Genomic DNA, 13,869 nt, shown 5'->3' with positions numbered 1-13,869 from the left:
TCTTATCCTCTTGCCGCTAATGCGGTTACGCGGTCGTAGGCTGCACCGCTGTGCAGCACGTCCAGCACTTTCTTGACGTTCGCCTTCAGGTCTTCATGACCGTACAGGCGCATCAACATGGCGACGTTTACCGCGACGGCGGACTCATGCGCGGTCTCGCCTTTACCTTGTAGCAAGCGCGTCAGAATGTCACGGTTTTCTTCCGGCGTACCGCCCGCCAGCTCGGCCTGGTGGTAGGGCTTGAGGCCGAAGTCGTCGGCAGTCAGCTGATAGCTTTTGATTTCGCCATGGTTCAGCTCGGCAACCACGGTCGGCGCATGCAGCGACACTTCATCCATGCCGCCGCTGTGTACCACCGCCGCACGCTCATAACCCAGCACACGCAGAGTCTCGGCAATCGGCAGCACCAGCTCCGGGCTGTAAACGCCGATCAGCGCCAGCGGCGGGTGAGCCGGGTTAATCAGTGGCCCCAGCACGTTAAACAAGGTGCGGGTTTTCAACTGCTGGCGAACCGGCATGGCGTAGCGGAAACCGGTGTGATACTTCGGTGCGAACAGGAAACAGACGCCCAGTTCGTCCAACGCCGCGCGAGACTTGTCGGCGTTCATGTCGAGATTGATACCAAATGCCGCCAGCAGGTCTGACGAGCCTGATTTACTGGAGACGCTGCGGTTACCGTGCTTGGCGACCTTCAGACCACAGGCCGCGGCCACAAAAGCGCTGGCGGTGGAGATGTTAATGCTGTTGCTGCCATCACCGCCGGTGCCGACAATATCGGCAAACGGATAGTCCGGGCGTGGGAACGGTGCGGCGTTCTCCAGCAGCGCGGTGGCGGCGCCGGCGATTTCGTTCGGGCTCTCGCCGCGAATTTTCATACTGACCAGCGCGGCGGCCAGTTGCTCCGGTTTCACTTCGCCGCGCACCACGGCGGAAAACAGTACGTGGCTTTCCTGCTGGCTCAGCGTTTGTGCCTGATACAGTTTTTCCAGAATCGGCTGGATGGTGTTGCTCTGCTCCAGCTTCTGCAACGCCCATGCCAGCGTTTGTTCCAGCAGACGCGCACCCTGGGTAGTCAGGATGGACTCCGGATGGAACTGAAAGCCGCAGACGCGATCGGCATCGTGACGAACCGCCATCACCATGCCATTAAAGTGGGCGTTGATGGTCAAGCCGGCCGGAATGTTGCTGCCGACCAGCGAGTGGTAGCGCGCTACCGGTAGCGGATTGCTTAAGCCTTCAAACATGGCCTGGCCGTCGTGCTCAATGCTGGACGCTTTGCCATGCAGAATTTCGCCGGCCTGGCCGACGTAGCCGCCGTAGGCTTCCACGATGGCCTGATGGCCGAGGCAGATGCCGATAATCGGCAGCTTGCCGCGCATACGGGTCAGCAGCTCCGGCATGCAGCCGGCTTCGGACGGCGCCCCCGGCCCCGGGGAGAGCATCAGCACCGGGTTATCCATAGTGCCGAGACGGTCGATTAAGGTCTGAGCTGGAACGTGATTACGGTAAATGACCACGTTATGCCCGTTCGCGCGCAGCTGATCTGCCAGGTTATAGGTAAATGAGTCGATGTTATCGAGCAGCAGAATGTCAGCCATCAGAAAATCTCCTGTGCATGATGCGCGGTGGCAATGGCACGCAGCACCGCGCGCGCTTTATTACGGGTTTCATCGGCTTCAGACTGCGGGATGGAATCCAGAACCACGCCTGCGCCAGCCTGAACGGTGGCGATACCGTTTTCAACAAACGCAGAGCGAATAACAATACAAGTGTCCAGGTCGCCGTGTGCGGTGAAGTAGCCCACCGCACCGCCGTAGCTGCCGCGGCGCTTGCCTTCGGCGGCGGCAATCAGCTGCATCGCGCGCACTTTCGGTGCCCCGCTAAGGGTGCCCATGTTCATGCAGGCGCGATAAGCGTGCAGCACGTCGAGATCTTTACGCAGCTCGCCGACCACGCGGGAGACGAGATGCATGACGAACGAGTAGCGATCAACTTTGGTCAGGTCCGCGACGTAGCGGCTGCCCGGGGTGCAGATGCGCGCCAGATCGTTACGCGCGAGGTCAACCAGCATTAAGTGCTCCGACAGCTCTTTGTGGTCGGTGCGCATCTCCAGCTCAATACGGCTGTCGAGGTCGCGATCCAGCGAACCGTCGGCGCGACGGCCGCGCGGACGGGTACCGGCAATCGGATAAATTTCAATCTGGCGGCTGGTAGCATCGTACTTCAGCGAACTTTCCGGCGATGCGCCGAACAGGGTGAAGTCGTTGTCCTGCATAAAGAACATGTACGGGCTTGGGTTGCTCTTCTTCAGCACGTCGTAGGCCGCCAGCGGTGACGGGCAGGGCAGTGAGAAGCGGCGAGACGGCACCACCTGGAAAATTTCCCCGGCGCGAATCGCTTTTTGCATCTTGCGCACGACGTCGCCGTACTCTTCATCGCTTTGGTTAGTTTCACAGCGCATGGTGCTGATTTCTTCTACCGGCAGCGCCGACGGCGGCTCATTGAGCTGCTGGCGAACCTGGGCAATACGCTCAAGCAGGCGATCTTTTTCCGCTGCTGATGGCGTAAACAGGCTGGCCTGAATGCGGGTGCTTTTGGTCTGATGGTCGATCACCAGCAGCGTTTCTGCCAGGTAGAAACAGTAGTCCGGGCAGGCGGTGTCGCTGTCAAGATGCGGTAAATCTTCAAACCCGGCAACCAGGTCGTAGGCGAACAGGCCGCCAAAGAACATGGCTTCGCGTTCGTTCTGCGGCACGTTGACCAGCGTTTGTAACAGACGGAAGGCGTCGAAGACCGACAGCGAGCACAGGCGGGCATCTTCATCCAGCAGCGCACTGACCGCCGGGAAGCGCAGGACGCGGCCGTCAGGCTGATGCGTATTCTCAACGCCCGCGGGCAGTACCGCGTCCAGCAGCGGCAGCAGAGACGCGCCGTTGGCGGAGAGCGCCTGAAGGGTGACGGTATCGCCCAGCGCGGTGATGCGCAGTGCGCTATCCACCAGCAGCAGGCTTTTTAAATCGTTTTTACTGTCAATGTCGGCTGATTCAAGCAGCAGCGTGGCCGGGCGCTTCGCGCAGAGTTGGTGAAACAGTGCGGTTGGGTTTTCACGGTAAATCGCGTCACTGGTCAGAAGCTCGAGCATGGGTTTTGGTGTTTGCATCGTTGTTCTCGCCTGTTCTGTATAATCTTTGCTTAATAAAAAGCCCGCTCATTGGCGGGCTGGTATCTGTATGCGTAACGCAGACGTGATGACTTCGCCCTATAGGGAAGTACGCCACCAACCGCCGTGCAGAGCAATCATTTTGCGAGCCATTTGCAGATACCTTTACTAAGTGAACTTGCGTACTAGTTAACTAGTTCATGAAGGCAAAGTCAACCCCTGATTTTAGAATTTCCCGTATTCCCGCTATGATAGGTCGCGAATAACTCTGAGTAGCACAAAGGAAGCCGTTTTGAGCGACACCAATTACGCAGTGATTTACGATCTGCACAGCCATACTCTCGCCTCGGATGGCCGCCTGACGCCGGAAGAACTGGTGCACCGCGCCGGGGAGATGCGCGTGGGGACGCTCGCCATCACCGATCATGATACCGTTGACGCCATTCCGCGCGCGCGGGCAGAAATTGCCCGCGCCGGGCTGCCGTTAACGTTAATTACCGGCGTTGAAATTTCGACGCTGTGGGAAAATCACGAAATTCATATCGTCGGGCTGAATATTGATATTGCTGACCCGGCGTTGACGGCGTTTTTACGCGCCCAGATCGAACGCCGCCAGCAGCGTGGCATGATGATTGCCGAGCGCCTGGAAAAGGCGCATATCCCCGGCGCGTGGGAAGCGGCTCTGGCGCTGGCCGACGGCGGAGCGGTTACCCGCGGCCACTTTGCCCGTTTTCTGGTCGAGCAGGGCAAGGCCAGCAATATCGGCGATGTCTTCAAAAAATATCTCGCGCGAGGGAAAACCGGTTACGTTCCGCCACAGTGGTGTACAATAAGGGAAGCTATTGATGTCATTCATCATTCGGGTGGGGTCGCCGTACTGGCCCATCCGGGGCGGTACAATTTGTCCGCCAAGTGGCTGAAAAGACTGCTGGCACACTTCAGTGAACACGGCGGTGACGCGATGGAAGTGGCCCAGTGCCAGCAGGCGCCTCACGAGCGCGCTCAGCTTGCCACCTATGCCCGTGAATACGGATTACTGGCGTCACAGGGGTCGGATTTCCATCAACCCTGCCCGTGGATTGAGCTGGGCCGCAAACTGTGGCTCCCGGCGGGCGTCGAGGGCGTCTGGCAGCGCTGGGAACAGCCGCAGAATACAACTGAGAGGGAAGCATGAGTCAGTTTTTTTATATCCATCCGGATAACCCGCAGGCGCGTCTGATTAACCAGGCGGTCGAAATTGTGCGTAAGGGCGGCGTTATCGTCTACCCAACCGACTCCGGCTACGCGCTGGGCTGCAAAATTGAAGATAAAGGCGCGATGGAGCGTATCTGCCGCATTCGTCAACTGCCGGACGGCCACAACTTTACGCTGATGTGTCGCGATCTGTCCGAGCTGTCGACCTATTCCTACGTCGACAACGTGGCGTTTCGCCTGATGAAAAACAACACGCCGGGTAACTACACTTTTATCCTGAAAGGGACGAAAGAGGTACCGCGTCGGCTGTTGCAGGAGAAGCGTAAAACCATCGGGATGCGCGTGCCGTCCAACCCGATCGCGCAGGCGCTGCTCGAAACCTTAGGTGAGCCGATGCTCTCTACCTCGCTGATGCTGCCAGGCAGTGAGTTTACCGAGTCTGATCCGGAAGAGATTAAAGATCGCCTCGAGAAAGTGGTCGATCTGATCATTCACGGTGGCTATCTCGGACAGCAGCCGACTACGGTTATCGACCTTACCGAAGATGCACCGGTGGTGGTGCGTGAAGGCGTGGGGGACGTTAAACCGTTCCTGTAATGCTTCTTATAACCCGGCGCCCGCCGGGTTATTGCTATTTCAAGGCCGCAATCTGCGCCAGCATCCACTGCTGTGCTTTTGCCTGTCCGTTGGACGGGCGGTAATAGACTTTTAGCGTATACGGTGGAATAGGGAATGGCGGTGCGTGTAGCGCCAGCTGGCGGGTATCAAACAGTTGATGCACACCACGGCGCGGTAGGGTAATCGCCAGATCGGTTCGACTGACGATGAATGGCGCCGACATAACGCTTGGCAGCTCTACCACCGTATTGCGGCTGACGTGGTGTGATAGCAGGTAGCTGTCGATCGGACGGTGGTGCTCGTTCCATGGGCTAACGACCACGTGACCGAGCTGGAGATACGTTTCTGGGGTCAGCGTCTCTCCCGCCAGCGGATGGCCTTTACGCACCGCAACAACATAATCATCGGTAAACAGCGCCAGCGACGCCAGGCCGTGGCGCGGTTGAACTTTTTCCTCTTCAAATCCCACCGCGAAATTAACGCGCCCTGCGAGTAAGTCTTCCAGCGCATCATATTCCCGTGAATAGATGATACGGACACGAATTCCCGGCGCAGCGGCCTGCAGGCGGGCAATCAGTTCGGGAAAGAAAACGGCGGCGGTATAATCGGTAGCCGCAAAGGTAAAGGTCTGAGTGCTGGTGGCGGGATCGAAGCTGTCGACTTTCCCCAATTCCCCATTGAGCGTTTCCAACGCACGGGAGATCGCGGGAAAAAGCGCGTCGGCTCTTGGCGTGGGCTGCATCTGGCTGTCCTGGCGGACGAAGAGCGGATCCTCTAACGCAACACGCAAACGCGCGAGCGCATGGCTAAAAGCCGATGGGCTGATGGCGAGCTCGCTGGCGGCTTCCGTCACGCTGCCAAGCCGGTAAAGCGCGTCGAACACCAGCAGCAGATTGAGATCGAGCAGGCGAAGATTATGATGCATGATATTCAGTTTAGTAGTGAAAAGAATGCAGCGTGTTCATATCATGTTAGCGCTAAAATAGCGACTTCTTATCGGAGTGCGTTAATCAGGAGGCATTGTGTCACACGTGACTTTTCGTCAGGCGACCGCGGCGGATATTGACCGCTGTTATGAAATCGAATCGGCGGCCTATCCGGCCGACGAGGCGGCAACCCGGGAAAAAATCGCCATACGTATCGCCCGCTATCCACAGGGCTTTTTGTGTATGGAGCAGCGCGGAGAAGTGATCGGCTTTATTAATGCCGGCTGCGCCTGGGAGGTGGTGATGTCGGATGAGGCTTTTAAAGAGCTGGTCGGCCACGATCCGGCGGCACCCAATGCGGTCATTATGTCCGTTGTGCTGCATCCGGATTATCAGGGCCAGGGGCTGTCGACGCAAATGATGCAGGCCTTTATCGCCCACTTGCGTCAGCAGGGAAAAACGGCCATTTATCTGATGTGTAAGGCCCAGTACCTGGAGATGTATAAGCGTTTTGGCTATCAATTCCTTAAGCGCTCCGATTCGACCCACGGTGGCGAAGAGTGGTTCGAGATGATGCAAACCCTGTAGCGGGCGGCGACGCTTTTGCTTCATTCAGACGCTATCATGTCGCGCGCGGTAGAAAAGGGCAGGAACAAGCTGCCCATTTCTTCTAAAATTCGTGTAGTATGTGCGGTCACCATTCTGGGCGGGTAGCCTGCGCTGTTGTAAAGCGCCGCTGCCGGCCTGTTTATGCGGCCCGGTGTATACTTCCCGCGCGGCTAATGAAGTCTCTAAGACGCCTGTGAAGGCGACACCTGAAGGAAGCTCAATGAGCGATAAAAGCGAAAAACTGCAAAAAGTGCTGGCACGCGCTGGCCACGGCTCCCGTCGTGAAATTGAAACGATTATTGAAGCGGGCCGCGTGAGCGTCGACGGCAAAATCGCCAAGCTGGGCGATCGCGTTGAAGTCATCCCTGGTCTCAAAATTCGTATCGACGGGCATCTGATCTCCGTTAAAGAATCCGTAGAACAAATTTGTCGCGTTCTGGCTTATTACAAGCCGGAAGGTGAACTGTGTACGCGTAATGATCCGGAAGGGCGTCCGACCGTGTTCGATCGCCTGCCTAAACTGCGTGGCGCACGCTGGATTGCCGTGGGGCGTCTGGACGTCAACACCTGTGGTCTGCTGCTGTTTACTACCGACGGTGAGCTGGCTAATCGCCTGATGCACCCAAGCCGTGAAGTTGAACGTGAGTACGCGGTACGTGTGTTCGGTGAGGTCGATGACAATAAGGTGCGTCAGCTTTCCCGCGGTGTGCAGTTGGAAGATGGCCCGGCGGCGTTCAAAACCATTAAATTCAGCGGTGGTGAAGGTATCAACCAGTGGTACAACGTGACCCTGACTGAAGGCCGTAACCGTGAAGTACGCCGCCTGTGGGAAGCCGTTGGCGTACAGGTTAGCCGACTGATTCGCGTCCGCTACGGCGACATTCCGCTGCCGAAAGGCCTGCCGCGCGGCGGCTGGACCGAGCTGGATTTGGCGCAGACCAACTATCTGCGTGAGCTGGTTGAACTGCCGGCAGAAACGTCCTCAAAAGTGGCGGTGGAAAAAGACCGTCGCCGTATGAAGGCCAACCAGATTCGTCGCGCCGTGAAGCGCCATGCGACCACCGGCAATAGCGGTAACGGCGGCAACCGTCGTTCCAGCACGCGTAACAACCCGAAAGGGTAATGACGTAGGTTCCGGCGGGTGTCCGCCGGAACCATCTTCTCGTTTTCATTCTCTCCTGTGATTGCATTCACACTTCTGTATAAAGACAAAAAACAGGAATTCCCCAGACAAAGAACGCAAAGTGATAAAATAACCCCCGCCATATACTGTCGCTACAGATTACTTAAACAGGTAGCCCGAAATGGAAACAACCCAAAAACTCTCGGCAAGCTATGTGGTTATCGGCGTAAAAGAAAAAATTGGCTATGGCTTTGGCGATTTTGCCTCTAATTTATCCTTCGGTTTTGTTTCGCTCTTTTTATTATTTTTCTATACCAACATCTACGGCATTAGCGCCGTTCAGGCGAGCCTGATATTTGTGATTGCGCGGGTGGTTGACGCCATTTTCAATATTCTGATTGGCTTTGCGATTGATAAAACCCACAGCCGTTACGGCAAGCTTCGCCCCTGGTTATTATATGGTTCAATCCCCCTTGGGTTATTAACCGTACTCTGCTTCCTGCCGTTTGGCGGTGAGGTGAAATTCTGGTTTGCGCTGTGCTCGTATACCCTTTATTGCCTGGCGTATACCGCCGTCAATACGCCGTATTCGGCCATGACTAACCGCTTAACGCAGCATGAAGCCTCGCGTTCATCGCTGTCCGTATATCGCTTCGTGCTGGCGATTGTCGGCTATCTGATTGTATCAACGACTGCAGATATTCTGATTTCTCCGTTTGATGACAAGCAAATGGGCTACGTTTTTGCCGTTTCCTGTTTTGCGCTGCTGGCGACGTTTTTGTTCCTGGCCTGCTTTGGCATGACCAAAGAGCGCGTGGGGGCAGAGGAAGATACGCCCGCGCCAACGCTGCGTGAAATGTTCCGTGCGGTAATGGGGAATGCGCCGTTGATTAACCTGTCGCTGTTTACCGTCTTTTTCTATATTGCCTATACGGTCTGGATGGCGATTGCTATCTACTTTATTAAATACATTATTGGCAATGAAGGTTTTACCTCCTCGTTCTTTATGATCCAGTCGGCGGCCTATATTTTGGGGACCGTCATTTCTGAGAAAGTCATCGCCGTCATGGGCAAAAAGAAAATGACCCTGGTGGCGCTGCTGATAGGCGTACTGGGGATGCTCATGCAGTATTTTGTTGCCGGTCATAATATCTGGCTGATTATGACCGGCGTCTGTTTATTCAGTATTACGCTAGGCATGGGATTCGTCGCCATGTGGTCAATGATTGCCGATACCGTTGAGTATGCTGAATGGCACCATGGCGTGCGTACGGAAGGCGCCATATACGGTTTCTTCAATTTCATCACCAAAATTGCCATGGCTATCGGCGGCGGCTGTGCCGGATGGATGCTCGATTACTACCACTACGATGCGGCTAACGTGAGCGCCAGCGCGCTGGCGGGAATCAATATTCTGATGACGCTGTTCCCCGGCGCGATGTTTGCGATCGGTGCCATCTTTGTGGCCAGTTACGCGCTGGATGAGAAAACCTATCGCGACATCGTACAAAAAATCAGCCTGCGTAAGCAGAATGCGCTTTAACCTCAGGGAGTCAGAGAAATGAATCGTGATTTTACCAGCATCATTACGGCAATGAGCGCCGAAGAGAAAGTTGCGCTGCTTACCGGAAGCGGCCTGTGGCGCACGGCGAACCTGCCACAGCATGGCATCCGCGACATTGTGATGACCGACGGCACCTATGGCGTGCGCTACAGCAGTGCGCAGATAGACGGTAGCGAGAAGTGGAGCATGGATGACTTCATCTCCGTCATCACGCAAACCGCCAATCAGGCCAGCGCTGAAGAATCGGCCGCGAAAGGGGGCAGTGAGGCTCTGTTTAGCGCGTCACTGCCGGCAACCTGCTTCCCGAACGGCTCCAGTCTGGCCTGTAGCTGGGACAGTGAACTGGTCTACCAAATGGGGCAGGCGCTTGGGCGTGAGTGCCAGCATATGGGTGTCGGCATTCTGCTTGGGCCGGGGATCAATATTCGCCGTACGCCGCTGGCCGGGCGCGGTTATGAATATTATGCCGAAGACCCGGTTGTAAGCGGCGATATTGCCGCCGCGCTGATTAACGGCCTGCAGGATGAGGGGGTGGGGGCAAGCCTCAAGCACTTTGCTGCCAACAACTCGGAATACCGTCGTACCGAGATGGATTCGATTATTGAAGAACGCGCGCTGCGTGAAATCTATCTCGCGGGTTTCCAGCGGGCGATTGCGAAGTCGCAGCCGTGGACGGTGATGTCCTCCTATAACCGCCTCAACGGCGTGCAAACCTCTCAGGACCCGTTCCTGCTGACGCAGGTGCTGCGTGAAGAGTGGGGATACGACGGTCTGGTGATGTCTGATTGGTACGGCGTGAAAGATCGCCCGGCGTCGCTGCTGGCGGGCAACGATCTGGCCATGCCGGAGACGCGTCGCGATAAACAGACGCTGCTGGCGGCCATTGAGGAAGGGACTGTACCGATGGCGGTGGTGGATCGAGCCTGTCTGCGAATGCTGACGCTACTGGATAAAGTACATCGTCACCGGCGGCCTGACGTGCAGGCGGACTTCCCTGCACATCACGCGCTGTCTCAACAATTGGCTGCTGAATCCATTGTATTGTTGAAAAATGAACACGATCTTCTGCCGCTGCGTGCGGAAAAAACGCGACGTATTGCCGTTCTGGGCAAGCCCGCGCAGGAGCCGGTTATTCAAGGTTCAGGCTGTGCAACCACGGTACCGTACCTGCTTGACCGCCCGCTGGACGAAATTTTTGACCTCGCCGGGGACGATTTCAGCGTGAGCTGGGCGGTAGGGGCACCGGATGATGTCCACAGTGACGAAGCCGCGCTAGCGCAGGCGAAAGCGGTGGCCCAGGAAGCTGACGTCGCGGTGATTTTTGTCAGCACGGCCGTCGGTGAGGACGGTGAAAACGGCGATCGCCAGGATCTGAATATTCTCGCCGTGCATGAGCGGTTGATCCGCGAAGTCGCCTCGGTACAGCCTAATGTCGTGGTGGTGCTGGCTAACAGCGATGCGGTCGTGATGCCGTGGCTGGGGGAATGTAAGGCGCTACTGGAGACGTTCTTCGCCGGGCAGGGCATGGGGCGCGCGGTGGCCGAGATCCTCTTCGGCTTGCGTAACCCCAGCGGTAAGCTGACGGTGACGGTGCCAAATACGCTGGAAGAGACGCCCGCCTGGCTGCATTACCCGGGGGAAAACCTGCGCCATCACTACGGCGAAGGGCTGTTTGTTGGCTACCGCTACTATGATAAACGCCGCCTGACGCCGCTGTTCCCGTTCGGGTTCGGCTTAAGCTACACGCAATTTACCTACGCGAATTTGACCCTGGAGGCCACTCGGTTAGGGGCGGAGGACACGCTGGCGGTATCATTTGATTTGAGCAACGTGGGCCAGATTGACGGTAAAGAAGTCGTTCAGCTTTACGTCAGCGCGCCGCAGGGCGAGCTGATTCGTGAAGTCCGTGCCCTGAAAGGTTTTGATAAAATTGCGTTGGCGGCCGGGGAAACTCGGCGGGTAACGCTGAGGCTGCCGGTTGCGGAGCTGGCTTGCTATCATCCGGGGCTGGCCGATTGGCTGGTAACCCCGGGGACATGGCAGGTCCAGATTGGCGGCTCTTCCCGTGACCTGCCGTTTCAGGCGGAATTTACCGTTGACTGCCCGGCTCGCCATGTTCCGTTGCGCGACGATAACTCGCTGCAGCAGCTGATTCAGCAGCCGGAAGCGTTTGCCCGCGTGGTGCAGCTGATTAGCGATAAAAGCCATCTGCCTGCGGATCGGGTGCGGGAAAAGCTGATTCGCCTGGCCCCGGATCTGTTTTGCGGCCTGCTGATTGCATTGACGGAGTTCCTTGCACTGGATATTGAGCGCGATGAGCTGAATGCAGTACTGGCAGGGCGGCCTTACCCGTAAGTACACAGGAGAGCGCGCGTGTTTCCTTTTTCAGTCACTCACCCGGGCCCGGTGGTACAAACCGGGCGGCAGACGGCCCACAGCGGCTATGAGCTGATTGCCTTCGACGCCGAGAAGCTGAACGTATTTGCCGCGGAGGTTCGCTACTGCGAACCCCACTGGCATCTTGCGCCGGAGCTTATCACCGTCCTCAGCGGCCGTTTTTCATTGACGGTTGGTCAGCGCAATGTGGAACTCGGGCAGGGGGAGATGCTGTACATCAATGCGGAAGAGGTACACGCGCTGAGTGCGCTAGAGGACGGGAGTCAACTGGTGACCGTCCAGTTTTCCCCCGGACTTTTTGATGAGCTGCACCCGGCGCCGGTACTGGACTGGCGGACATCTCGCCAGGCGCCGACTGACGCAGCTCGGCAGGTGTTTCAGCGGCTCATCGCGCTGCTGGCGCAGATTATTGATGAACGTGCGCCGTTTCAGCGCATCGCGGCAATTTACCTGTTGCTGGATGCATTAGTTGCCGGCGGTAAACCTACCCAGCGGGCGGAAAGTACGCTGCGGGAAGAGGCGATGATAAAAGAAGGCATTGACTACATTAACCAGCATTTCGACCGGCCGTTGACGCTTAGCGATGTCGCCCACCATAGCGGCATGAGCTACTCGTGGTTTTCCAGGCTGTTTAAAAAGGTCAGTCGACACAATTTTAAAGAGTATCTGACGCTGGTGCGGCTCAACAAAGCCCGCACGCTGCTGCGTGATACGCGAACGCCGATTACGGAAATCAGCCACAGCTGCGGTTTTCAGGAGCATAAATCGCTGATCGCCGCGTTTAATAAATACTGTGGCCTAACGCCGACCGAATACCGAAAGCGCTTTATTTCGCGTCAGAATCTGGCGGAGAGTACCCTGGCACAGGGGGAAGATTGCCTGTGCCTGCCGCTCAACCGCGCGTTGCTCGACAGGCTCACGCTGCTTAGTAATCGATGCCAATCTGCGCCTTGATTCCGGCTTCGAACGCGTGTTTTACCGGGCGCAGTTCGCTGACCGTATCGGCATAGTCGAGGATGTCACGGTGACAGCCGCGACCGGTGATGATGACCGTCTGGTGATGCGGGCGGCTTTTCAGCGCGGTTAACACCTCTTCCAGCGGCAGATAATCATAGGCCACCATATAGGTCAGCTCGTCGAGCACCACCATATCCAGGCTATCGTCGGCCAGCATTCGTTTGGCATGCTGCCAGACTTCAAGGCAGGCCGCCGTATCGCTTTCGCGGTTCTGCGTATCCCACGTAAAGCCGGTCGCCATCACCTGAAACTCAACGCCTAGCGGCTCAAGCAGGTTACGTTCGCCGTTAGGCCACGTGCCTTTAATAAACTGAATCACGCCGACGTTATGGCCGTGGCCCACAGCTCGGGTGGCGGTGCCGAAGGCGGCGGTGGTTTTACCTTTGCCGTTGCCGGTAAAGACAATCACGATCCCCCGGCTATCCTGGGCGGCGGCGACGCGGGCGGCCACGCGCTCTTTTACGCGCTGCTGGCGTTCGCGGTAACGTTCATCACTCATTGGGCAATTCCTGGTTTACGCCCTGGCTGGGCATCAAAAGTCATGCCGGTTTTCCGCCGGCTATCGTCGCCCATCAGCCACAGGTAAAGCGGCATAATATCGGCAGGGGTTTTTAACTTCATTGCATCTTCCGTCGGGAACGCACTGGCGCGCATTTTAGTGCGCGTGCCGCCCGGGTTAATGCAGTTTACGCGCAGATGGCGGCTTTGATACTCCTCGGCCAGCACCTGCATCATACCTTCGGTGGCGAATTTAGACACCGCGTAGGCCCCCCAGTTAGCGCGGCCCTCGCGCCCGACGCTGGAGGAAGTGAAGACCAGTGAGCCGGCTTCAAATTCCAGCAGCAGCGGCAACAGTGCCTGGGTGAGCATAAAGGTGCCATTGACGTTCACCTGCATCACCTGCTGCCAGACCTGCGGATCCTGCTCGGCCATCGGGACCACGTCGCCCAATAGCCCGGCGTTGTGCAGCACGCCGTCAAGGCGCGGGGAGTGCAAACGGATTCGCTGCGCAAGCTGCTGGCAGTCCTGCGGGGTGCAGGTTAACAAATCCAGCGTGTAAATGTGGGCAGGCAATGCGCTGATTTTGCTGATTTCCTGCGCAACTGAACGCAATTTTTCTTCGCTGCGGCCCAGTAAAATGACGCTGGCGCCGTAGCGCGCGTAGGTGATTGCGGCTTCCCGACCGATGCCGTCGCTGGCACCGGTGACCAGAATGATACGGTTTTGCAACAAGTCGAGCTGGGGTTGATAGTGCACGGTT

General features: G+C 57.1%; 12 protein-coding genes and 1 other annotated feature. Of the genes, 7 read left to right on the top strand and 5 right to left on the bottom strand.

What is annotated here, in order from left to right; all coding sequences use genetic code 11:
- Window positions 1-2: 2 nt before the first annotated feature.
- Both trpD and H7R56_RS13960 read right to left on the bottom strand, forming a co-directional pair.
- Entirely contained in the window at window positions 3-1,598 is a 1,596-nt protein-coding gene (trpD, locus tag H7R56_RS13965) for a bifunctional anthranilate synthase glutamate amidotransferase component TrpG/anthranilate phosphoribosyltransferase TrpD (RefSeq protein WP_106926585.1), read from the bottom strand.
- On the bottom strand, window positions 1,598-3,160 hold the full coding sequence (locus H7R56_RS13960; RefSeq protein ID WP_106926587.1) for an anthranilate synthase component 1: 1,563 nt from the start codon (window positions 3,158-3,160) through the stop codon (window positions 1,598-1,600). The genes trpD and H7R56_RS13960 overlap by 1 nt, the downstream gene beginning before the upstream one ends.
- Window positions 3,161-3,194: 34 nt before the next feature.
- Window positions 3,195-3,286 (bottom strand) — a sequence feature (Trp leader region).
- A 166-nt stretch (window positions 3,287-3,452) separates the two neighbouring features.
- Between H7R56_RS13960 and rnm the strand changes: the two genes are divergently transcribed.
- Together rnm and H7R56_RS13950 are read left to right on the top strand one after the other, a co-directional pair.
- A complete protein-coding gene (rnm, locus tag H7R56_RS13955) occupies window positions 3,453-4,334 on the top strand; it encodes an RNase RNM (protein WP_106926589.1) in 882 nt (293 codons plus the stop codon).
- Window positions 4,331-4,951, top strand: coding sequence for an L-threonylcarbamoyladenylate synthase (locus H7R56_RS13950; RefSeq protein WP_106926591.1), 621 nt, complete (start codon window positions 4,331-4,333; stop codon window positions 4,949-4,951). The genes rnm and H7R56_RS13950 overlap by 4 nt, the downstream gene beginning before the upstream one ends.
- 34 nt (window positions 4,952-4,985) lie before the next feature.
- Here the strand turns inward: H7R56_RS13950 and H7R56_RS13945 are convergent, their stop codons facing one another.
- Complete coding sequence (locus H7R56_RS13945; RefSeq protein WP_197974889.1) at window positions 4,986-5,897, bottom strand: LysR family transcriptional regulator; 912 nt, start codon at window positions 5,895-5,897, stop codon at window positions 4,986-4,988.
- Window positions 5,898-5,994: 97 nt separating this feature from the next.
- Here H7R56_RS13945 and H7R56_RS13940 point away from each other — a divergent pair, with 97 nt between their 5' ends.
- The 5 genes from H7R56_RS13940 to H7R56_RS13920 all read left to right on the top strand — a co-directional run bounded on the left by H7R56_RS13940 (window position 5,995) and on the right by H7R56_RS13920 (window position 12,545).
- On the top strand, window positions 5,995-6,486 hold the full coding sequence (locus H7R56_RS13940) for a GNAT family N-acetyltransferase (protein WP_106926593.1): 492 nt from the start codon (window positions 5,995-5,997) through the stop codon (window positions 6,484-6,486).
- Between the two features lie 241 nt (window positions 6,487-6,727).
- A complete protein-coding gene (gene rluB, locus H7R56_RS13935) occupies window positions 6,728-7,630 on the top strand; it encodes a 23S rRNA pseudouridine(2605) synthase RluB (protein WP_106929050.1) in 903 nt (300 codons plus the stop codon).
- A gap of 181 nt (window positions 7,631-7,811) precedes the next feature.
- On the top strand, window positions 7,812-9,173 hold the full coding sequence (locus H7R56_RS13930; protein ID WP_106929048.1) for an MFS transporter: 1,362 nt from the start codon (window positions 7,812-7,814) through the stop codon (window positions 9,171-9,173).
- An 18-nt stretch (window positions 9,174-9,191) separates the two neighbouring features.
- Window positions 9,192-11,549, top strand: coding sequence for a beta-glucosidase (locus H7R56_RS13925; RefSeq protein ID WP_106929046.1), 2,358 nt, complete (start codon window positions 9,192-9,194; stop codon window positions 11,547-11,549).
- 18 nt (window positions 11,550-11,567) lie between these two features.
- Window positions 11,568-12,545 carry a helix-turn-helix transcriptional regulator gene (locus H7R56_RS13920; RefSeq protein WP_106929044.1) on the top strand — a complete coding sequence of 326 codons (978 nt, stop codon included), beginning with the start codon at window positions 11,568-11,570 and terminating at the stop codon, window positions 12,543-12,545.
- Here H7R56_RS13920 and cobO read toward each other — a convergent pair.
- Window positions 12,517-13,107 carry a cob(I)yrinic acid a,c-diamide adenosyltransferase gene (gene cobO, locus H7R56_RS13915; RefSeq protein ID WP_106929043.1) on the bottom strand — a complete coding sequence of 197 codons (591 nt, stop codon included), beginning with the start codon at window positions 13,105-13,107 and terminating at the stop codon, window positions 12,517-12,519. The genes H7R56_RS13920 and cobO overlap by 29 nt on opposite strands.
- Window positions 13,104-13,865 (bottom strand): YciK family oxidoreductase, encoded by a 762-nt coding sequence (locus H7R56_RS13910; RefSeq protein ID WP_182928282.1) that lies wholly within the window; start codon window positions 13,863-13,865, stop codon window positions 13,104-13,106. Before H7R56_RS13910 ends, cobO begins: the two co-directional genes overlap by 4 nt.
- Window positions 13,866-13,869: the final 4 nt, after the last annotated feature.

This window comes from Klebsiella sp. WP3-W18-ESBL-02 (assembly GCF_014168815.1).
Taxonomy (GTDB): domain Bacteria; phylum Pseudomonadota; class Gammaproteobacteria; order Enterobacterales; family Enterobacteriaceae; genus Kluyvera; species Kluyvera ascorbata_B.
The sequence above is the reverse complement of the archived record's forward strand: the minus strand, read 5'-3'. Positions and strand labels throughout refer to the sequence as shown.